The sequence below is a fragment of the Phenylobacterium sp. P4_E10 genome (assembly GCF_056401675.1).
The window spans coordinates 1-19,887 of the sequence record NZ_JBFUIW010000018.1; the positions used below are offsets into that span (position 1 = coordinate 1).

Consider the following 19,887-nt stretch of genomic DNA (forward strand, 5'->3'; position numbering starts at 1 on the left):
GCGCGCCACCTCCCCCAAAGGGGGAGGAACTGAGAATGGAGATGCTCCCCCACTGGGGGAGCTGTCAGCCGGATGGCTGACTGAGGGGGACTTCGACCTCCGCCGCATGCCCCCTCCGTCTCGATGCTGCGCATCGATCCACCTCCCCCAAGAGGGGAGGATCTGGGGTCAGCCCTTGCGGAACAGCCACCAGGTGGCGTCGTCGAGCTGGGTGGCGCGCTTCCAGAAGAAGCCGTAGTCGACCAGCTGCAGGTCCGGGAAGCGGTCCATGTAGAGGCCGCCGAAGTCGTTCTTGAACAGCAGGCCTTCCTGACCGCGATAGCTGATGCTCTCCGCCCGCGGCGAGAAGTACTCCGAGCACAGCACGTATTTCGAGGAGACCCGATAGATCTCGTCCATGGTCGCTTCCAGCTGCGACGGGTCGACGTGGATCAGCACGCCCGAGGTGAACGACATCTCCACCGCGCCGTCGGCCACCGGGATGGTGTCGCCGAACCCGGCATAGAGCCGTTCCGGCGGCAGCACCTTGTCAGCCAGCACCCGGGCGCGGGCGGCGGGGTTGGGCTCGATCGCCGACAGCTCGGCGTCGATCAGACGCGGCAAGGCCCGCAGGTTGAGGCCGAGATTGCAGCCGACCTCGAGGATCGATTTCGGCGGGTCGCCCTGAAAGGCCTGGGTGATCCGCGCCCACATCGCCGTACGGATGCGCAGCACGTCCTCGGAAGCGACGTTGCGCGCGGTGTATTCGGCGCCGAAGTCACCCGCCCAGGCGGATTTCGGGTCGGCCAAGGTATCAGTCATGGGGGGTCCTAGAGGTCTGGTTCGAAATGGGAGAAGGGCAGCGCCCGGATGTCGTCGGAGGTGAAGGCGGGCCTGGTCGGATAGAGGGCGGCGTAGACCCGCTCCACGAAGGCGAAATCCTCGGGCGTGTCGACGGTCCAGCGCAGCGGGCTTTCGTCGCGGTCCTGGACCAGCTCGCCCTGGCTGAAGCCGCGCTCCGGGTATCGATAGAGAAACGGGGTCACGTGCTCGCGGTCATAGGGGTCGGTGGCCTCGCGCCCGGCGAGCAGCAGCCGCTGCGCGTCGAACACCTCGACGTCCAGGCCGCGCGGATAGGTCCGCCGCCGGCCGTTGGAGCAGTAGTCGACCGCCAACTCGGCCTGCATGCGCACGCAGTCGTCGATCACCCCGGGATCGGCCAGCGGGCAGTCGGCGGTCAGTCGCACCACCTGGCCGCTGACCCCCAGCGCCTGGATGGCGCCGACATAGCGGCCGAGCACGTCGTGCAGCGAGCCGCGGAACGTCTCGATGCCGATCTCGCAGAGGAAGTCCGCCAGCACGTCGTCGGAGGGGTCGTCGCTGGTCGCCACGACCAGGCGATCCAAGGTCGCAGAGCGGCGCAGGCGCTCGATCTGACGCTCGACCATCGGCCGCCCCGCCAGCGGCTTCAACACCTTGCCCGGCAGCCGCGAAGAACTCATCCGCGCCTGCAGGATCGCGACCGCCATGCGCCCGTCCCCTCGACTGTCGGGACGATAGGATCAGAGCGTTGAGCGGGTATTAACCGCGTTGGGGGAGGCGGTTCGTCGGCGTGAGCTTGAGCGCTGTCCAGACCCAGCGCTAGAACCCTCGTCAGATGTTGCGAACGAGTTCGGGGCGGATGAAACCCTGAACCTGGGCGTTCAGCGGACGGATTCGAGCCGCCACGGTGCCCCCGTTGGAGTTGTTCGTGTCGGAGGTGTTGAACTCGATCGTGTGCAGGTTAGGCGCGGCGAAACTCTCGACGATGCCGACGTGGTCGGGCTTTCCGTCTTGATCCCAATTGTAGACCACGAGCCACCCCGGCTTCGGAGCCAAGGCTCCGACCGCCTCTGACCGGGCGACCCATCGGCGCGTGCCCCTGGCCACGTACATCATGTCGATGACCGAGGGCGTCGGGTAGAAGTGATGATGATCAACGTCGCCCAACATGCTTCGAAGCGCCGTGAGTGTGGTGGCGCCGCCCTTCTGCCGCGCATAGGCTAGCGCGGCGGCATATGAGAGGCCGGCTGCACAGAACGGCACAAGTGAGCCATTGGACGAGAAAGGCAGATTGAAGAGCTCAAGGTACTGCGTGATCTCGGCCTTATTCTTCGTGCGGCTTTTGCCGATAAATTCCGTGCGAAGAGTGGTGAGAAGGGCCGAATTGAAAGAGGGGATTCGCGGCTCGTAGCTTGCTTTCGTGGCCCCCAGAACATCCCGCATCAAGGCGACTGGGTTGAAGGTCAGGCGCTCCGTCGGCAGATTCGAATCGCCGGACTGATCTTCGGAAATCAGTTTGTCAGCATGATCCGGGGCGTCCTGCGCAGCGGCCTCTCCAGAGCCAAGTCCGACGAGTCCCGCCGCGGCCAGGCCAAACGTCATTGCAGCGCGGCGACTTATTGCGTCGTGCTCGATCGTCATTGTGCAAACGCTCCGATATTTTCTGAGGATAGCCGACGGAGGCGAAACAACTAGCGCTCCGCCCGGAAGACGAATTCATTCGGACAGCTCGTCAGCGCGTCCAGATCTGCAACGGTTAGATCCCGATACTTTGAGCCTTCGACCCGAGCAAAGCTCAATGCCTGCAACATGAACCGACGTTGATCGAGCAGCTTCGTGGCCTGGTCTATGATGCGAAGCGGTACGCCGCCCTCAATCAAGGCGCGGGCCGCCGCCCGTACGACCTCCACGGGCGCCTCGGGATGGCAGGCCAGGCCGTTGGTAATCCGATCATTCCCCGGCAGAATTGGTCGCGTCGTCAGGTACGGCGTGCGGGCGTGGTCGAGCGCCGCAACGACACGTTGCCCATCCGCGGACTTCTGAAAATAGGTGACGGCGTAGCGAGGGTCGCGCCATTCCCCCTCGCTCGGGGTGGTGATTTTCGCCTCGGGGGCGAGGACATCTTTTGCGCCGGGGCTGCGCAGCTTGTCTCTGACGCTCACCATGCTTGCGGCGTCATACTTGAACACGATGTCACCCCCGCCAGAGACAATATCGCCCGGCGTCAGTGGCACGTGGCCTGAGATAGGCGTCGTTGCGCGGCCTGTGCTGTTCGCAACTTTGTCGCGCAGCCAAGTCGACAGTTCGGCCCCGCGAACCATGCCGTCGCCGTTCAGGTCAGCGTAGCCAGCAATTCCCATGATGAATGCGGGCGTAAAAATACTAGGACTTGGCGTCTCCTGCGCAGCGTCGCCGGCGGTGATGAAGCTCCGGGCGGGCCTTGCGACGGCGTCGTAGTCGACAAGGCTAATCGCCTTCAGAGGCAGCGCGCCGCCTTTGGTCGTGAAGATGGCCGCAGAGTAACAGGCGTCCACCACGAACAGGAGGTGCCGGGGCTTGGCGCTCTTCGCGAGCGCTATAATTCTCTCTGAAGCTATGCTCAGCGGCCGAGCCGCCTCACCGGCCTCCGGGCTGTCCACCCCTGCGTAGTACCCAATTGACTTCAGGGGCTCCACCCACCCATGGCCAGTCATGAAGATGACCAGGCGGGCGTCGCTTTGGCCGTGTGCATCAAGAAATTTGGCGACCTCGCCCAGGCCGCCATTCTCGCCCCCTGCCGGATTGCAGACCACGCGAACCCGGAACCCCTGCGCCACCAAGGTATCGACCAGGTCCTGCGTCTCGAGGGGAATCGAGCTGAGTTTGCGCCAGTGCAGATAGTCGCTTGATGCGAGAACCAGGGCGTAGCTGCCCGAATACAGCTCCTTCTCGCCCGGCCCTGTCACATATTGCACGGGTACGGACATCGGCCGGCTTTCGCCAAAGTCACCACACGGCGCGGCGGCTGACGCGCCGAATGGCAGCATCAGAAAGCACCACGCCAACAGCCACTTGCCGACGGACGACATGCCCACCTCCCCCCGTTTGACCGGAAAGCTATCGAAGGCCGCATCCGCATCAATGGTTTTGCCACCAACGATGTCATTCACGCTGCGAACAGCGATGGGTTGCGAAAATCGACCCGCATCCTGAAGAAGCGCGTCTCTAGAGAACACGGCTTGATTGTGTTTTACCCGTTCCCCATAGTGCCGCTCTTCGCCGAAGCATGGGGGGCTAGATGCGAATTGGTGCGGTGCTGGCGGCCATGGGCTTGTCGAGCGCTTTGATATTCCTGGCCACCGGCGCCAGCGCCCAGCCATCCACACCGGAATGGTCTCCTCAGCCACCCTTCGCATTTGATCAGAACAAGTACGTTCAACTGCACATCACGGTCACGGATGGCGCAGGGTCAAAACTGGGGCGTTGCCCGAAGCGTGCGCCCTGGGGAGCGGACGTTGCGGACTATGTGAACCGGACAAAGAAGTTGGGCGTCGGCCTGAAAGTGCTTGTTCCGACCCTGGGAGAGACCGAGTTCAACCCCCTAAACCTTGAACTGGAAGCCGGCCTCTTGCCCGGATTGTCAGGCAACAAGTGCAAACTCACTGTTCAAGAAGTGGACTACACCAGCCCTCTATTCTCCATGGGAAGCTACGCGAACCAGGAGTTCGTCGTTACGCCGTCACTCTTCAAAAACGAGCGGCCGTCCGACAATTTGAAGGAAGACCTCAGGAACACCCTGCAGACGCTGGGGACCCTGGCCGGCGTACCAGCCCCGGCCGCAGCCAGCGCGGGGGTGGGGCTCGGGAGGCTTGTCGACGGTGCGGAGATTTCGGTTCAGGAATCATTCCGCGCGCCCTTCGCGATCAAGCCATCACCGCTCAACACGCATCGCGAATGGTCTGAGGCTGACGGCGTCATTTCGAGCACGAACGGATACAAGATCCGCGTCTGGATGAGCGTCGTCGACGCATTCATCACTAAACCTGCGAGCGCCGCCTGGCAGCCGGCGTTCGTCCTCGACACCAGGCTCGCGATCGCTCCCATTCCCGGCACCAACACCTCGCAGACCCTTGGCGGATACGTCTCGGCCTTCGCGGGGGAACAGCTCGCCGCCTTCGCAGGGTCCAAGCCACAGGATGTGGATGCGCGTTGCAAGGCGCTAAGGGGGCGCCTGCAGAACCTCAACCTCACAAATCCAGATCGGGCCCTGCTCGCCTGGGCGCTCACGCGAACGCTTCCAGCCGGGGTCACTGGCGGGCAAATAGATTCCACCGAGTGCATGCAGGGCGAGTGGGCCTACCTCCCCTCTGAAATCAAGCCTCGTTCGGACCAAGCCCCACCGCCCCCCTCGGTTCCAGCCACCACCGCACAAATGAGTTGGGTGGAACGGGAGAAGGTCGGGATAGCCGCATTCTTCCAGACCGCGAGCGCAGAGCAGCGAGTGAAGATCGCCGGCCCGCTGTTCCACTATCCTCTACCCTTCGAGGGTGGCGGATCGGCCGTAACGAACCCTTCGACCGTCACCATTGAGAACAACTATGCGTGGCTGCTTCGCACCACGGCAGCGCCAATGCTCGAGCGCCTCGGATGCTACGCCTACTTCCCTGGCGGCAGAGCTGGTGGCGGGGACTCCTACATGCAGGCGATCGGAAAGCGCCCGCAATCTACGGGGGGGCAGGAGCTATTGTTCACCTTCACGTTTGAGCCATTCGTCGCCGGCAACGTCGCAATCGCTCGAGTAGACGTTTCGACCACGATCTCTCCTGGTGAAAGACGTGCAATCCTTTTGCAGAGGGACGGTGACGCCAGCTGCGCCGGAGGATGGGCGCCAAGGATGTTGGGTTCAAACTGAGTTCTACGCCCGGATTTTGGGCGTCTGGCGCCTGGAAGCGCCTAACAACCGGGCGTGGCGCTACCGGTGTCACGGCAACCATTACGGCATGGCCAAGCTTGCCTTAACGTCCTGATTCGGTTGCGGAACGGCGGCCGCAATTCAAGAGCTTGGAGCGTGAGGGGCGCCGCAACCGGCGTCCGCTTGCGGCTGTCACGCTCCGGAGTCACGATCCGAAGGGGAGACGATGTCTGAGTCCGACGGCACGCTCGTACCCGAGCGGATCCTTGAGCTGTCCCAGCGGCTGTCGACTGTGGCCGGCGACAAGATCGGCGAGATCTCGGCGATCAACCGCCAGGCCAAGATGCTGGCCATCAACGCCCTGATCACCGCGGCGCGGGCCGGGGAAGCCGGCAAGGGCTTCGCCATCGTCGCCGAGGAGTTCAAGCGCATCGCCGCCGAGATCGACGACGTCGCCATGGCCATGGAGAGCCAGGTGCGCACCGACCTGGCCGAGCTGTCGGCGGTGGGGGCGGCGATCCTGGAGCACATGCGCGGCCAGCGGCTGGCCGACCTGGCGCTGAACGCCATCGAGCTCATCGACCGCAACCTCTATGAGCGCACCTGCGACGTGCGCTGGTGGGCGACCGACTCCGCCGTGGTCGAGGCGCTGGCGGCGCCCTCGCCCGAGACCGCCCGCCACGCCAGCCGCCGGCTGGGGGTGATCCTTTCGGCCTACACCGTCTATCTCGACCTCTGGATCTGCGACCCGACCGGGCGGGTGATCGCCAGCGGCCGGCCCGAGCGCTACCCGCAGGCGACCGGCGCGTCCGCCGCCGGGGCGAGCTGGTTCCAGCAGGCGATGCGCACCCGCGACGGCGACGAGTTCGCGGCCTGCGACATCGAGCGGGCCGCGGCCCTGGGCGGCGCGCCGGTCGCCACCTACGCCGCCGCCATCCGCAAGGACGGCCGCTCCGACGGGCCGGTGATCGGGGTGCTCGGCATCCACTTCGACTGGAAGCCGCAGGCCCAGGCGGTGGTCGACGGGGTGCGATTGACCGACGAGGAGCGGAGCCGCTCGCGGGTCATGCTGCTGGACCACGCCGGGCGGGTGCTGGCCTCGTCCGACAAGCTCGGCGTGCTGGAGGAGCAGTTCAAGCTGCCGGCCGACGCGATCGGCATGGGCAGCTATCCGCTGGAAGGCTCCACGGTCGGCTACGCCCAGACCCCCGGCTACGAAACCTATCGCGGCCTGGGCTGGTACGGCTGCATCCTGCAGCGCGAACCGGCCGAGGCGGCGGGCGTCAAGGCGCGGGCGGCCAGGGCCTAGGAGTCCATGCCCTTGAGCACCTGCAGCACCGCCACGCCGTAGCGCTCAAGCTTGCCTTCGCCGACGCCGGACAATGCAGCCAGGTCGCGCAGGCCGCCGGGACGGCGGGCGGCGATCTCGGCCAGGGTGCGGTCGTGGAAGATCACGTAGGGCGGCAGGTGCTGGCGCGCGGCCTCGTCGCGACGCCAGGCGCGCAGGGCCTCGAACACCGGCTGGTCGTGCGGCGCGACCGTCGTCGGCGCGGCCCCGCCCTTGCGGCGGCTGGTGCGGGTGCGGCTGGTGGGCTCCGGCTCGTGCGGCTTGCGCAGCGCCACCTGGCGCTCGCCGCGATAGATCGCCTTGACCCCCTCGGCGTCGCCCAGGCCGATCAGCGGCCGGCCGTCGTTGGGGTCCTCGCGCAGCAGGCCGTCGAACAGCAGCTGGTCGATCAGGTCGCGCCAGGCCACGGCGCTGAGTTCCTGGCCGATGCCGAAGGTGGTGAGGCCGGCCTCGAAGTCGGACGGGTCCTTGGTCTTGCCGAGCAGATGATCGACCAGCCGGCCGCGGCCGAAGCGGCCGCCCATGCGGTGCACCGCCGACAGCGCCATCTGGGCCGGGCGGGTGGCGTCGACGGTTTCCACCTCGCCGAGGCAGAGGTCGCACTGGCCGCAGGCGGCGACGCCCTCCTCGCCGAAGTAGCGACGTACGGCGGCGGCGCGGCAGGAGGCGCCGTCGAGCATGGCGTAGAGCTGGCGCACCTTGCGGGACTGCACCTGCTTGACGCTCTCGTCGACATCGCGGCTGTCGAGGCGGCGCAGCGCCCAGGCCATGTCGGCCGAGCCGTAGAGGGTGATGCCCTCGGCCGGGTCGCCGTCGCGCCCGGCGCGGCCGATCTCCTGCCAGTAGGCCTCGACCGAGCCCGGCGGATCGGCGTGGATCACGTAGCGGACGTCGGGTTTGTCGACGCCCATGCCGAAGGCGATGGTGGCGACCATCACCGCCTCGTCGGCCTCGAGGAACTTCTCCAGCCGGTCGGCGCGGAGGTTCTTGTCCAGGCCGGCGTGATAGGCCAGCGCCGGGACGCCGGCGCCGCGCAGGGCCTCGGCCAGCTTGTCGACCCCGTCGCGGGAGCCGGCGTAGACCACGCCCGAGCGGCCCGGGCGGGCGGCGACCAGTTCCAGCACCCGCTTATGATTGTTGCCGCGCTTGCGCTCGGCGCTCAGCGCCAGCTCCGGCCGCGCGAAGCTGGCCACGAACTCGGCTGAGTCCTGCAGCCGCAGTTCGGCGCGGATGTCCTCGCGGGTGCGGTTGTCGGCGGTGGCGGTGACCGCCAGCCGCGGCACGTTCGGGAAGATGTCGGCCAGCCGGCCCATCATCCGGTATTCGGGCCGGAAGTCGTGGCCCCACTGGCTGACGCAGTGCGCCTCGTCGATGGCGATCAGGGCCAGCGGCGTGCGCGACAGCCGCTCCAGCATCGAGGGCTGCATCAGGCCTTCGGGCGAGACGTAGAGCAGGTCCAGTTCGCCGCGCTCGATCTTCTCCCAGGTCTCGGCCCGCTCCCAGGCCTCGCCGGTGGAGTCCAGCTTGGCGGCGGCGACGCCCGACTGCTGCAGGCCGGCGACCTGGTCGGTCATCAGCGCGATCAGCGGCGAGACCACCAGGCCGAGGCCCGGGCGCATCATGGCCGGGATCTGGTAGCAGACGCTCTTGCCGCCGCCGGTCGGCAGCACGGCCATGGCGCTGCGCCCGGCCAGGATCTCGGCGATCACCTCGGCCTGGCGGCCGCGGAATTCGGCATGGCCGAAGGTGCGGCGCAGGATCTCCCGCGCCCCGTCCAGGCTTGGCGTGTCGTCGATGTCCTGTCGCGGCGCGAGGGAGGCGGCCATGGAGCGCTTATGGCCTGCGTCGGCGCGCGGAGCCATGGGACATTGTCGGCATTGGCAACCTTAGCGCCCACCGTTGTCATCCCGGTTTGCGCAGCACGAAGGTGCTACTCCGCCGCGACCGCCGTGGGCGCGGCCTGGGCGCCGCGCAGCAGCCGGCCGGGCAGCGCGCCGGTGGGTTCGCCGTCGCGGTAGGTGACCTGGCCGGCGACGATGGTGGCGACGTAGCCGTCGGCCCGCTGCACCAGCCGCCGCCCGCCGGCCGGCAGGTCGTAGGCCACCGCCGGCGGCCTCAGGTTGAGCTTGTCGTAGTCGATGACGTTGAGGTCGGCGCGGTAGCCGGGCGCGACCAAACCGCGGTCGTGGAGGCCGAGCGCGGCGGCGGTGTCCTGGGTCTGCATCCGCACCATCAGCTCCAGCGGCAGCTTGGGGCCGCGGGTGCGGTCGCGGGTCCAGTGGGTGAGGTTCGAGGTCGGGAACGAGCCGTCGCAGATCATCCCGACATGCGCGCCGCCGTCGGAGAGGCCCGGCACGGTGTCGCGATGGGTCAGCATGGCGAAGCTCGGGTCCAGCGAGCCGTCGGCGTAGTTGAGGAACGGCAGGTAGAGCATGCCGCGGCCGTCGTTCTGCAGCATGTGGTCGAGGGCCAGCTCCTGCGGTGAGACGCCCCGCGCGCTCGCCAGGGCCAGCAGCGTGCGGTCGGCGGTCTGCTCGTAGTCGGGCGCCTCGCCCATCAGGAACATGATCTTCCAGTTGCGGGTCATGTTGGCGGCGAAGGCGGGGGTCGCCTCGCCGCTGTCGGCCAGCAGCCGGGCGCGGAAGTCGGGATCGCGCAGGTGCGCCACCCGCTCGGCCAGCGGCAGGGCGGCGATCTCGCGATAGGCCGGATGGTGGCTGAACGGATTTAGGGTCAGCTCCAGCCCGAACAGGATGCCGACCGGCCGGCCGCAGACCTGGGCCTTCATCGGCAGGCCGGCGTCGTTGGCCTGCTCCAGCCGCTGCAGCAGCAGTTCGTATTGGCGCGGCTGGACCGGGCTCTGCACCAGCGAGAAGGACAGCGGCCGGCCGGAGCGCTCGACGATCCGCCGCAGCATGGCGAACTCGGCTTCCGGGTCGGCGAAGTCGGAGACGAACTGCAGCGCGCCCTTGCCGGCCGCCGCCAGGCCCATGGCGATGCCGGTGAGCTCGTCCTCCGACGCGGTCAGGGTCGGGGTCGGCTGGCCGTCGCTGGTGCGGTGGTTGAGCGTGCGCGAGGTGGAGAAGCCGAGGGCGCCGGCCTCCATCGCGCCCTTGGCGATCGCGGCCATGGCGGCGATGTCGGCGGAGCTGGCGGCCTCGCGGTTGGCGCCGCGCTCGCCCATCACGAACACCCGCAGGGCCGCGTGCGGCAGCTGGGCGCCGATGTCGACGTCGAAGCTGCGGCCCGAGAGGCTGTCGAGATAGTCGGGGAAGCTCTCCCAGCTCCAGGGCAGGCCCTCGGCCAGCACTGGGAACGGGATGTCTTCGACCCCCTCCATCAGCCGCACCAGCCGGTCGTGGTCGGCGGGCTTGCAGGGTGCGAAGCCGACTCCGCAATTGCCCATCACCACCGTCGTCACCCCGTGCCAGGACGAGGGCTGCATGTGGTGGTCCCAGGTCGCCTGGCCGTCATAGTGGGTGTGGATGTCGACGAAGCCCGGAGTCACCAGCTTGCCGCGGGCGTCGATCTCCTCGGCGCCGGCCCCGTTCACCTGGCCGACCTGGACGATCAGCCCGTCCTTGACGGCGACGTCGGCCTGCACGGCCGGCGCGCCCGAGCCGTCCACGAGGGTTCCGCCCCGGATGACGAGGTCATAGGCCCGTTCCATGGTTTTCTCCCTGGCCGCCTTGTGATCGACGTTCAGGCGAGATTAGCCGCCCGCAGGGGCGTCCAGGTCAAGGGCGCCGCCGCGGCAGGAGTGAAGTAGATCCTCCCCTCTTGGGGGAGGTGGATCGCGGCGAAGGCCGCGAGACGGAGGGGGACTGCGGCCCGCCCCCTCAGCCAGCCATTCGGCTGACAGCTCCCCCAGCGGGGGAGCATCTAGAGGCTATTTCCCTTGCCCTTCCCTGGGGCGCTCCGACGTCTTGGCGGCGCAGCCCTTGTAGGTGGCGCCGCCGAGGGCGACTTCGGCTGCGAGCGGGTACTTCAGGTCGGACATGCCGTCCGAGCAGCCCGGCTGCTCGATCAGGGTGACCTTGATCGGCTTGTCGCCGGCCGCGCTCTCCCAGACCGCCTTGCCGCCTTCGATGGTCAGGCCCTGGTTGGGGAAGGTGATGTTGGCCTCGGGGGTCGAGAAGCTGATCTGCGCCTCGCGGATCTGGACGCCCCAGAACGGCTCGGTCCCATGGGCGTCGATGTCGCCCTTGAAGGCCTCAGGGACCTGCGGCTCGACCGGGGCGACGGGCGCGTCGGCCGGCGGCTGGGCGGGCGAGCCGTCCGGGGCCTGGGGCTGGCAGGCGGCGAGGGTCAGGGCGGCGAGAGCCAGGAGAACAGCGCGCATGGAAGGTCCTCTCGTTAGTGGTCGGCGACCCGGCCCTGCAGGCGCGAGGCGCAGCCCTGCAAGGTCGTCTCGCCGAGCGTGACCATGGCGACATACGGATAGAGCAGGTCCGAGGTTCCGTCCCGGCACTGGCCCTCGTCCAGCAGGGTGACGATCAGCGCCTGACCGTCCACCGTCGTCGACCAGACGGCGCGGGCGTCCTCGCCCAGCACGCCGGGATTGTCGACCACCACCGGGGCGCGGCCTTCCAGGTTCAGGGTCAGCTTGTCGGCGCGGATCTTCAGCGACCAGGGCGGGCGCATGCCCGTCGCGTCGATATCGCCGACGAACGGGTTCTGCGGAGGCGGCGGCTCGTCGATGTGCTGATCGTCCCCGCCCTGCCGTTGGCAGGCGCTCAGCGCCAGAAGGGCGGCTGCGGCAATCACGGTGCGTCGCATGATGGCGTCCTGGCGGTTAGACTTCCCGGCAATGAGTCGGGCCCTCCACTTCTACGAGTTTTTCGCCGGCGGCGGCATGGCCCGTCTCGGTCTCGGCGGCGATTGGGCCTGCGCCTTCGCCAACGACTTCGATCCGCTGAAGGCCGCCACCTACCGCGCCAACTTCGCCGACGCCGCCGAGCACCTGCATGAGGGCGACGTCTGGGCGATCGATCCGGAACGCCTGCCGCCGCACGCCGACCTCGCCTGGGCCTCCTCGCCCTGCCAGGATTTCAGCCTCGCGGGCGGCCGCGCCGGGCTGGCCGGCGGGCGCTCGTCGGCGTTCTTCGGGTTCTGGCGGCTGATGCAAGCGCTGGGTCCCGCCGCGCCGCGGGCCATCGTCATCGAGAACGTCAGCGGCCTGCTCTCCTCGCACGGCGGCGAGGACTTCACCGCCCTCTGCCGGGCGCTGAGCGAGCAGGGCTACGGGTTCGGCGCGCTGGAGATCGATGCGGCCCGCTTCACCCCGCAGTCGCGGCCGCGGGTGTTCGTGATCGCCACCCGCAAGCCGCCGGCGCCGGGCCTTTGCGGCGACAGCCCGTTCCACACAAAGGCGGTGCGCGAGGCGCATGCCCGCCTGCCCGGCGACTTGGCGCGGCAGTGGATCTGGTGGCGCGGCGAGGCGCCGCCGGCCCGCAACGCCGACCTAGCCAGCCTGCTGGAGCCGGACGAGGCGGTGACCTGGAACGACGAAGATCGCACCGCCGCCCTGCTGGCGCTGATGGCCCCGCAGCATCTGGCCCGGATCGCGGCGGCGCGAGACTCAGGCGAGCGGCGGGTCGGGGCGGTGTTCCGGCGGATGCGGGTCGAGAACGGCGTGCGGGTGCAGCGGGCCGAGGCGCGGTTCGACGGGTTGGCCGGATGCCTGCGCACCCCGCGCGGCGGCTCTTCGCGCCAGACCCTGTTGGTGATCGAGAACGGCGAGGTCCGTTCGCGGCTGATTTCGCCGCGGGAAGGCGCACGGCTGATGGGCCTGCCGGAAGACTACTGGCTGCCGAAGGCCGCCACCGGCGCCTTGCACGTGATCGGCGACGGGGTTGCGGTCCCGGTGGTGCGCTGGCTCGCGGCCCAGATCCTTGAGCCGTTGCTGTGTGGTCAGGTGGCGGCGGCCGCCGAATAGCCAGGCTCGGTTACGGCTTAAGAAGAAGTGGCCTTCCAAATCCCAGCGGCGTGCTTAGGTTGGCGGCACAGCTAACCGACGAGAGAGCCATGGCCGACTCCACCTACGACGCAGCCCGCTACAAGCGTTCCGGCCGCGGCAAGATCTTCGACTCCGTCCTCGACCTGATCGGCGACACGCCGCTGGTGCGGCTGCCGCGTCTGACCGCGGCGCTGAAGCCCAAGGGCGAGGTCGTCGCCAAGCTGGAGTTCTTCAACCCGCTGGCCTCGGTCAAGGACCGCATCGGCGTGGCGATGATCGAGTGGCTGGAAGCCACCGGCAAGCTGAAGCCGGGCGGCTCGATCGTCGAACCGACCAGCGGCAACACCGGCATCGCCCTGGCCTTCGTGGCCGCGGCCAAGGGCTATCCGATCACCCTGGTGATGCCAGAGAGCATGTCGATCGAGCGACGCAAGATGCTGATCATCCTGGGCGCCAAGCTTGAGCTGACGCCGGCCGAGCGCGGCATGGCCGGCGCGGTCGCCCGGGCCAAGGAGATTGTCGAGGCCACCCCTGGCGCGGTGATGCCCCAGCAGTTCGACAACGAAGCCAATCCGCTGATCCACCGGGTCTCGACCGCCGAGGAAATCTGGAACGACACCGACGGCAAGGTCGACGCGGTGATCTCCGGTGTCGGCACCGGCGGCACGATCACCGGCATCGGCCAGGTGCTGAAGGCGCGCAAGCCGTCGGTGAAGATGGTCGCGGTCGAACCGGAAGCCTCGCCGGTGCTGTCCGGCGGCCAGCCGGCCCCGCACAAGATCCAGGGCATCGGCGCGGGCTTCGTGCCCTCGATCCTCGACCGCGGCGTGATCGACGAAATCATCCAGGTGTCCAACGACGACAGCTTCGCCATGGCCCGCAGGGTCGCCCGCGAAGAAGGCATCCCGGTCGGCATCTCGTCGGGCGCGGCGCTGACCGCCGCCTTCGACCTGGCCTCGCGCGACGAGTATGCGGGCAAGCTGATCGTGGCGATCATCCCCAGCTTTGCCGAGCGCTACCTGTCGACGGCGCTGTTCGAGGGGCTGTGAGCCTCCGCGCGGATGACTGACGTCTTCTCCACGGAGAAGCGCTCGGCGGTGATGCGCCGGGTGAAGAGCAAGGCCACCGCGCCGGAACTGAAGGTACGCCGGGCGCTGACCGCGCTCGGCGTCCGCTACCGCCTCAACCGCAAGGACCTGCCCGGGTCGCCCGACATCGCCATGGCCGGGCGCGGGCTGGCGATCTTCGTGCACGGCTGCTTCTGGCACGGCCACGTCTGCGCCCGCGGTTCGCGCGTGCCCAAGGCCAATCGCGAATACTGGACCGCCAAGGTCGCCCGCAACGTGGCTCGCGACGCGCGGACCCGCGGCGAGCTGCAGGCGCGCGGCTGGCGGGTCGAGACGGTCTGGGAATGCGAGCTGAAGGACGAGGCGGGGCTGAGGGAGAGGCTGGAGCGAGCGTTGGGGCTCAATGCCGCTCCGCCCGGCGGAGTTTAGGCCGCCGGCAGCGCCTTCTTCTCGGCAGCGATGCGGTCGAGCTCGGCCTGGGCGGCCTGCGCGGCGGCGGTGTCGCCCTTGGTCCTGGCCTGGATCAGCTGGCCGGACGCCTCCATCTCGCGCACCGGCAGCAGGTGCGAATTGTCGGCCCGCTTGAACGGCTTGGTCTGGATGCGCTCCAGGATCTTGCGCTGCCGCTCGGCCTCCGGGCCTTCGCCGGTCCCATAGGAGAAGATGAAGGCGTCGATCTTGGCCTTCAGCGCCGGGTCCAGGTCCTTGCGGCGGATCATCGGGTCCTCCGGAATCGTCGGCGAGGTCCAGATGACGTCGAGACTGGCCAGGGTCTTCTTCGACATCTCCGTGCCCATCATCGCCATCCGGTCCATGGAGGCGGTGTTGTTGGTCGCCGCGTCCAGCAGGCCCTGGGCGACCGAGAGCAGATTGGCCTCATGGTTGGCCGAGCGCACGGTCTTGAAGCAGGTGTTGGGATCGACCCCGTGCGGCGCGAACAGATAGGTCATCGGGGCCAGGGTGCCGGAGGTGGACTTGGCGTCGCCCATGCCGAAGTTCAGCTTGCGGTCGCACTTCAAGAGCCTGTCGAGCGTGATCCCCGAGCCCTTCTTGACCACGATCACCGCCTGGTAGCCGTCGGGGCCGTTCGGCTTGACGGTGCGGGCGAAGACCTCGCCGCCCGCGCGGCGCACCGCCTCCAGCCCCGACTGGTTGGTGAACCAGCCCACATCGGTCTGCTTGAAACGCATGGCCTCGATCAGCGAGGTGTAGTTGGTGCCGAAGAACGGCTTCACCGGCACGCCGATGGCCTTTTCCATGTCGGCCAGGAACGGGGCCCAGTCGTCCATCTGGGTCTGGCGGCCCTCGGTGGACATGATCGAGAAGTTCACCGCCTGCGGCGCCGCGGGCTTGCCCTCGTCCGGCTTGCTGCAGGACGCCAGGCCGATCGCCGAGACGAAGGCGAGCGCCAGGCAAAGACGGCGCGTGATCATGGAAACTCCCCCAACTGTGATCCGACGGGCGCTTTTGCGCCGCTCCGATGACGGACGTGCGACAAGGTTGAGCGCAAAAGTCTGCTTGAGGCGAGGGCCTTGGGGCGCTAGGCCGCGCGGATGTCTAACACCTCGATCCAGAACCCCTCCCTGCGCGGCCTCTCGGCTCAGGCGCGTGAAGCGAAGAGTTGGCCCTTCGAACAGGCCCGCATCCTGCTGGACCGAGTGCTCAAACTTCGGCTGTCCGACGCCGAGCGCGACCTGGCCGCCAGCCTGATCGGCGAGGGCAAGGCCGGCGAGGCGGCCGCCACCTTCCCGGCGCTCAACAAGCCGGTGGTGTTCCAGTGCGGTTTCGGGGCCTCGGGCCTGCCGCACATGGGCACGTTCGGCGAGGCCGCGCGGCCGACCATGGTGCGCACCGCCTTCCGCGCCCTGACCGAGGACGCCATTCCGACCAAGCTGATCGTCTTCTCCGACGACATGGACGGCCTGCGGAAAATTCCGGACAACGTGCCCAACCGCGAGATGCTGGAAGAGGATCGCGACAAGCCGGTCTCCAGCGTGCGCGACCCGTTCGGCGAGCACGAGAGCTTCGCCCACCACAACAACGCCCGGCTGCGCGCCTTCCTCGACGGCTTCGGTTTCGACTACGAGTTCATGTCGTCGACGCAGACCTACAAGTCCGGCCGCTTCGACGAGGTGCTGCTGAAGGTGCTGGCCCGCTTCGACGCCATCCAGGGCGTCATGCTGCCGACCCTGGGCGAGGAGCGCCGCGCCACCTATTCGCCGTTCCTGCCGATCAGCCCCAAGTCGGGCCGCGTGCTGCAGGCGCCGACCCTGGAACGCAATGTCGAGAAGGGCACGATCGTCTTCGCCGACGAGGACGGAACCCCGACCGAGGTTCCGGTCACCGGCGGCCACGTGAAGCTGCAATGGCGTCCCGACTGGGCCGCCCGCTGGACGGCGCTGGAGGTCGACTTCGAAGCCTCGGGCAAGGACCTGGTCGACTCGGTGCGGGTCTCGAACAAGCTGGTGAAGGTGCTGGGCGGCGTGCCGCCGGAGGCCTTCCACTTCGAGCTGTTCATGGACGAGAACAACCAGAAGATCTCCAAGTCCAAGGGCAACGGCCTGACCATGGAGGAGTGGCTGCGCTACGGCGCGCCCGAGAGCCTCGCCTACTACATGTACCAGTCGCCGAAGTCGGCCAAGCGGCTCTATTTCGACGTCATCCCCAAGGCGGCGGACGAGTACCTGCAGCAGCTGGACGCGTTCAACAAGGCGCGCGCCGCCTCCAACGCCACGGCCATCGACAACCCGGCCTGGCACGTCCACCGCGGCGCCCCGCCCGAGAAGGGCTCGCCGCTGTCGTTCTCGCTGCTGCTGAACCTGGTGTCGGCGGCGGACGCCTCGACCAAGGACATCCTCTGGGGCTTCATCAGCCGCTACATCCCGGGCGCCACGCCGCAGAGCGAGCCGATGCTCGACCACCTGACCGGTTATGCGATCAACTACTACGAGGACTTCGTGAAGCCCTCGAAGCAGTTCCGCGCCCCGGACGACAAGGAGCGCGCGGCCATGCAGGACCTGCTGGCCCGCTTCAAGGCGCTGCCGGCCGACGCCGACGCCGAGGCCATCCAGAACGAGGTGTTCGAGGCCGGCAAGGCGGGCGGCTTCGAACCGCTCCGCGCCTGGTTCCAGGCACTCTACGAAGTGCTGCTGGGCCAGAGCCAGGGCCCGCGCTTCGGCTCCTTCGCGGCGATCTTCGGCCTGGAGCGCACCAGCCAGCTGATCGAACGCGCCCTGGCCGGGGAGTTGGTCGCGGCCTGAGCCGACCTAGTTGCTCCCTCACTGGGGGAGCTGTCAGCCGCATGGCTGACTGAGGGGGACTTCTGCCTCGAGAGCAGTCCCCCTCAGTCTCGACGCTGCGCATCGATCCACCTCCCCCAGGAGGGGAGGACCTAGAGGCCGCTACTCCCGACCCCCAAAGTCCCCGTCGCCGATCGGCATGCCGGGCGGGGTCTCCGGCTTCAGCTTCGGCGCGGCCAGGGCCGCCAACAGCTCGGTGTCGCCGAGCAGGGCGATCAGCCGCTGACGGTGGGCGCGGTCGGCGGCGTCGGCGCCGCCCTTCAGCCGCCCGGGCAGCGCGGCGAGGCGGGCGGTGATCTCCGAGGCGGCCGCCGGCGACAGCTTCGGATCGCGCGCAGCGTTGGCCAGGTTCAGCACCAGCCGCGTCTGCACCCGGCGGGAGATTTCGCCCAGCCGACCGGGCGCCGGCGCGAACGCCGTGTCGAGCAGCTCGTCCAGCACCTCGCCGACCCCGAGCTGGGCCGGATCGCGGCGATGCTGGTCGACCAGCCGCGCCAGGCGGTCGGGGGCCAGCAGGTTGTCGAAGGTCAGGCCCGCGGCCACCTCGGCGGCGACCAGCGGATCGAACACCGGCCCGCCGGCGCCCGCGAAGACCTCGATCACGTACTGGCGGTCCGGCTCGCCCGACTGGGCTGAAGACAGCATGGCGGTCAGGGTTTCCGGGGTGTCGAGCTGCGCCGGATCGAGCGTGGCCAGCAGCGCCGACAGCGCCGCCCGCTGCTGGGCGACCAGAACCGGCGGGGAGGTCTCGCGTCCGTCCCCGACCACCGAGTAGGCGAAGTCCACGCCCCCGACCAGCTTGGCGGCCGCGTCGACCTGGTAGCGATGCAGCAGGTAGATTGGCACGTACTTGCGCTTGAGGTTCGCCACCGGCTCGCCGGCCTTCAAGGCGCCCAGCCCGAACTGATCCAGGGCCACGCGGCGGACCGCCATCATCCGGGTCAGCTCGGCGGCGGGATTGGCGCCGTCGTCCCACAGGCTGCCCCAGGGCTGGCCCGCGCCGACGGGGCGGGAGTCGATGTCGGTGACGTAGCGCTGGCCCTGGTCGACCGTGGCCTTGACCTTGCGCAGGGCGCCATCGCCTTCCGCGCCGTAGAGCCAGTCGACGGTGAACTTGTCCCATTCGCCGATGCCGACGTCATAGGCGTCGGAGAGGTCGATGCGGCCGTCCTTCAGATTCACGCGCGGCGGCGGGTAGTCCATCACCGAGGCGCGCTCCTGCGTCGAGGCGGCGAAGTTGTGGGCAAAGCCTATCGAGTGGCCGACCTCGTGCGCCGACAGCTGGCGCAGGCGGGCCAGGGACACCTGGATGGGATCGTTCGGGCCGCCGGTTCCGTTGTGGCGCGCGCCGACCAGGCCTTCGAAGATCAACATGTCCTGGCGCACGCGCAGGGCGCCCAGCACCACCGAGCCCTTGACCATCTCGCCGGTGCGCGGGTCGACGATCGCCTGGCCGTAGGACCAGCCGCGGGTGGCGCGGTCGTTCCAGTTGATGACGTTGTAGCGGGCGTCCAGCGGATCGACGCCCTCCGGCAGGACCTTCACCTGGAAGCCGCCGATGAAGCCCGCGTCGTCGAAGGCTTGCGACCACCACGAGGCGCCTTCGACCAGGGCCGTGCGGATCGGCTCAGGCGCGGCGCGGTCGACATAGAAGACGATCGGCTTCTTCACCGGCGAGCGGGCGGCGGTCGGGTCGGTCTTCTCCAGCCGGAAGCGGTTGGAGAGCCGGTAGACGATCTCGTCGCCGAGCGGCGCGGCGAAATCGAGCACCGTCGAAGAGAAGGTCCCGCCCCGCGGATCGAAGCGGCGCGGCTGGTAGCCGGGCTCGGGCAGCTTGATCAGGCTGTGGCGCACCTGGAAGCTGATCAGCTTCGGGTCAGGGGCGATGTTGCGCACTTCAGGGCCCGGCGTGTCGGAGGCGTAGGTCTGGCGCGCCTCGAACTCCAGGTTCTCGGGGAACACCTTCACCGCGCCCGGATCGGCCAGCGAGAGGTCGGGGACCAGCTTGTAGCCGGCCTCGCCCGCCGCCTTCAGGGCGTCGGCGATCCCGTTGCCGTCGCGGGTCAGGAAGCTCCCGATGTCGACCAGGATGCGGCCGTCGGGGGCGGTTTCCACAACCTCGCCGGCCCAGACGGTGGAGACCGAGAACGCGTCGCGGGCGGCGGCCTGTTCGGCGTCCGGCGCGCCGGCGGCGCGGAACCGATGGTTCTCGTACTCGGCCACCACCTTCTTGCCGATCCGGCGGAAAGCGAGGATCTGGGTGTCGCCGATGCGCGCTCGGTCAAGCCCGACCGGCGCCGAGCCGAGCCCGGTCTTCAAGGCGGTGACATAGAGATAGCGGCCGCTGACGCCCTGCGCGTCCGGGGCCGGCAGCGACAGCAGGATCCGCCCCTTGGCCTGGTCCACATAGACCGGCAGCAGGCCCTCCTGGCGCACCGCGCCGGCGGTCGCCGAGGCTGGCTTCTCGACCGCCTGGGCCGCAGTGGTGAAAGACAAGCAAGCTGCGATCGCCGCTGCCGAAG

At 68.5% G+C, this 19,887-nt stretch carries 16 protein-coding genes; 6 read left to right on the top strand and 10 right to left on the bottom strand.

All coding sequences use genetic code 11. From position 1 onward, the window contains the following. Window positions 1-168 precede the first annotated feature (168 nt). The 4 genes from AC1DQJ_RS17880 to AC1DQJ_RS17895 form a co-directional block, all read right to left on the bottom strand. Window positions 169-801 (bottom strand): pseudaminic acid biosynthesis-associated methylase, encoded by a 633-nt coding sequence (locus AC1DQJ_RS17880; RefSeq protein WP_477605758.1) that lies wholly within the window; start codon window positions 799-801, stop codon window positions 169-171. 8 nt (window positions 802-809) lie between these two features. Further along, window positions 810-1,508 (bottom strand): cytidylyltransferase domain-containing protein, encoded by a 699-nt coding sequence (locus AC1DQJ_RS17885; RefSeq protein WP_477605760.1) that lies wholly within the window; start codon window positions 1,506-1,508, stop codon window positions 810-812. Between the two features lie 124 nt (window positions 1,509-1,632). Beyond that, window positions 1,633-2,442: a CHAP domain-containing protein gene (locus AC1DQJ_RS17890; RefSeq protein ID WP_477605762.1), complete on the bottom strand. Its 810-nt coding sequence runs from the start codon at window positions 2,440-2,442 to the stop codon at window positions 1,633-1,635. Window positions 2,443-2,492: 50 nt separating this feature from the next. Further along, window positions 2,493-4,016: a hypothetical protein gene (locus AC1DQJ_RS17895; protein ID WP_477605764.1), complete on the bottom strand. Its 1,524-nt coding sequence runs from the start codon at window positions 4,014-4,016 to the stop codon at window positions 2,493-2,495. 62 nt (window positions 4,017-4,078) lie between these two features. Here AC1DQJ_RS17895 and AC1DQJ_RS17900 point away from each other — a divergent pair, with 62 nt between their 5' ends. Beyond that, the gene (locus AC1DQJ_RS17900; protein ID WP_477605766.1) at window positions 4,079-5,692 is read left to right on the top strand and encodes a hypothetical protein; all 1,614 of its coding nucleotides are present in this window, start codon (window positions 4,079-4,081) and stop codon (window positions 5,690-5,692) included. Window positions 5,693-5,918: 226 nt separating this feature from the next. After that, a complete protein-coding gene (locus tag AC1DQJ_RS17905) occupies window positions 5,919-7,001 on the top strand; it encodes a methyl-accepting chemotaxis protein (RefSeq protein WP_477605768.1) in 1,083 nt (360 codons plus the stop codon). On the opposite strand, the gene recQ is transcribed toward AC1DQJ_RS17905, so the two are convergent. From recQ to AC1DQJ_RS17925, 4 genes are all read right to left on the bottom strand, one after another. Continuing rightward, complete coding sequence (gene recQ, locus AC1DQJ_RS17910; RefSeq protein WP_477605770.1) at window positions 6,998-8,866, bottom strand: DNA helicase RecQ; 1,869 nt, start codon at window positions 8,864-8,866, stop codon at window positions 6,998-7,000. The two genes, AC1DQJ_RS17905 and recQ, sit on opposite strands and share 4 nt — an antisense overlap. A gap of 104 nt (window positions 8,867-8,970) precedes the next feature. Next, window positions 8,971-10,710 (bottom strand): N-acyl-D-amino-acid deacylase family protein, encoded by a 1,740-nt coding sequence (locus tag AC1DQJ_RS17915; protein ID WP_477605772.1) that lies wholly within the window; start codon window positions 10,708-10,710, stop codon window positions 8,971-8,973. Window positions 10,711-10,929: 219 nt separating this feature from the next. Next, the gene (locus AC1DQJ_RS17920) at window positions 10,930-11,382 is read right to left on the bottom strand and encodes a COG3650 family protein (protein ID WP_477605774.1); all 453 of its coding nucleotides are present in this window, start codon (window positions 11,380-11,382) and stop codon (window positions 10,930-10,932) included. Window positions 11,383-11,396: 14 nt separating this feature from the next. Then, window positions 11,397-11,819: a hypothetical protein gene (locus AC1DQJ_RS17925; RefSeq protein ID WP_477605776.1), complete on the bottom strand. Its 423-nt coding sequence runs from the start codon at window positions 11,817-11,819 to the stop codon at window positions 11,397-11,399. A 31-nt stretch (window positions 11,820-11,850) separates the two neighbouring features. On the opposite strand from AC1DQJ_RS17925, the gene AC1DQJ_RS17930 reads away from it, so the two are divergent. The 3 genes from AC1DQJ_RS17930 (at window position 11,851) to AC1DQJ_RS17940 (ending at window position 14,495) form a co-directional block, all read left to right on the top strand. Next, a complete protein-coding gene (locus AC1DQJ_RS17930; RefSeq protein ID WP_477605778.1) occupies window positions 11,851-12,978 on the top strand; it encodes a DNA cytosine methyltransferase in 1,128 nt (375 codons plus the stop codon). 89 nt (window positions 12,979-13,067) lie between these two features. Then, window positions 13,068-14,048, top strand: a complete 981-nt coding sequence (cysK, locus tag AC1DQJ_RS17935; RefSeq protein WP_477605780.1) for a cysteine synthase A — start codon at window positions 13,068-13,070, stop codon at window positions 14,046-14,048. Between the two features lie 12 nt (window positions 14,049-14,060). Further along, entirely contained in the window at window positions 14,061-14,495 is a 435-nt protein-coding gene (locus AC1DQJ_RS17940) for a very short patch repair endonuclease (protein ID WP_477605782.1), read from the top strand. Here the strand turns inward: AC1DQJ_RS17940 and phnD are convergent. Next, a complete protein-coding gene (phnD, locus tag AC1DQJ_RS17945) occupies window positions 14,492-15,499 on the bottom strand; it encodes a phosphate/phosphite/phosphonate ABC transporter substrate-binding protein (protein WP_477605784.1) in 1,008 nt (335 codons plus the stop codon). The genes AC1DQJ_RS17940 and phnD overlap by 4 nt on opposite strands. A gap of 120 nt (window positions 15,500-15,619) precedes the next feature. Here phnD and AC1DQJ_RS17950 point away from each other — a divergent pair, with 120 nt between their 5' ends. Further along, window positions 15,620-17,326 (top strand): lysine--tRNA ligase, encoded by a 1,707-nt coding sequence (locus AC1DQJ_RS17950; RefSeq protein ID WP_477605786.1) that lies wholly within the window; start codon window positions 15,620-15,622, stop codon window positions 17,324-17,326. A gap of 141 nt (window positions 17,327-17,467) precedes the next feature. Here AC1DQJ_RS17950 and AC1DQJ_RS17955 read toward each other — a convergent pair whose 3' ends face one another. Then, complete coding sequence (locus AC1DQJ_RS17955) at window positions 17,468-19,861, bottom strand: zinc-dependent metalloprotease (protein ID WP_477605788.1); 2,394 nt, start codon at window positions 19,859-19,861, stop codon at window positions 17,468-17,470. Between the last annotated feature and the right edge of the window lie 26 nt (window positions 19,862-19,887).

Coding starts and splice junctions, on each gene's coding strand:
- AC1DQJ_RS17880 (WP_477605758.1), bottom strand. CDS start 801: ATGACTGATACCTTGGCCGACCCGAAATCCGCCTGGGCGGGTGACTTC.
- AC1DQJ_RS17885 (WP_477605760.1), bottom strand. CDS start 1,508: ATGGCGGTCGCGATCCTGCAGGCGCGGATGAGTTCTTCGCGGCTGCCG.
- AC1DQJ_RS17890 (WP_477605762.1), bottom strand. CDS start 2,442: ATGACGATCGAGCACGACGCAATAAGTCGCCGCGCTGCAATGACGTTT.
- AC1DQJ_RS17900 (WP_477605766.1), top strand. CDS start 4,079: ATGCGAATTGGTGCGGTGCTGGCGGCCATGGGCTTGTCGAGCGCTTTG.
- AC1DQJ_RS17905 (WP_477605768.1), top strand. CDS start 5,919: ATGTCTGAGTCCGACGGCACGCTCGTACCCGAGCGGATCCTTGAGCTG.
- recQ (WP_477605770.1), bottom strand. CDS start 8,866: ATGGCCGCCTCCCTCGCGCCGCGACAGGACATCGACGACACGCCAAGC.
- AC1DQJ_RS17915 (WP_477605772.1), bottom strand. CDS start 10,710: ATGGAACGGGCCTATGACCTCGTCATCCGGGGCGGAACCCTCGTGGAC.
- AC1DQJ_RS17920 (WP_477605774.1), bottom strand. CDS start 11,382: ATGCGCGCTGTTCTCCTGGCTCTCGCCGCCCTGACCCTCGCCGCCTGC.
- AC1DQJ_RS17925 (WP_477605776.1), bottom strand. CDS start 11,819: ATGCGACGCACCGTGATTGCCGCAGCCGCCCTTCTGGCGCTGAGCGCC.
- AC1DQJ_RS17930 (WP_477605778.1), top strand. CDS start 11,851: ATGAGTCGGGCCCTCCACTTCTACGAGTTTTTCGCCGGCGGCGGCATG.
- cysK (WP_477605780.1), top strand. CDS start 13,068: ATGGCCGACTCCACCTACGACGCAGCCCGCTACAAGCGTTCCGGCCGC.
- AC1DQJ_RS17940 (WP_477605782.1), top strand. CDS start 14,061: ATGACTGACGTCTTCTCCACGGAGAAGCGCTCGGCGGTGATGCGCCGG.
- phnD (WP_477605784.1), bottom strand. CDS start 15,499: ATGATCACGCGCCGTCTTTGCCTGGCGCTCGCCTTCGTCTCGGCGATC.
- AC1DQJ_RS17950 (WP_477605786.1), top strand. CDS start 15,620: ATGTCTAACACCTCGATCCAGAACCCCTCCCTGCGCGGCCTCTCGGCT.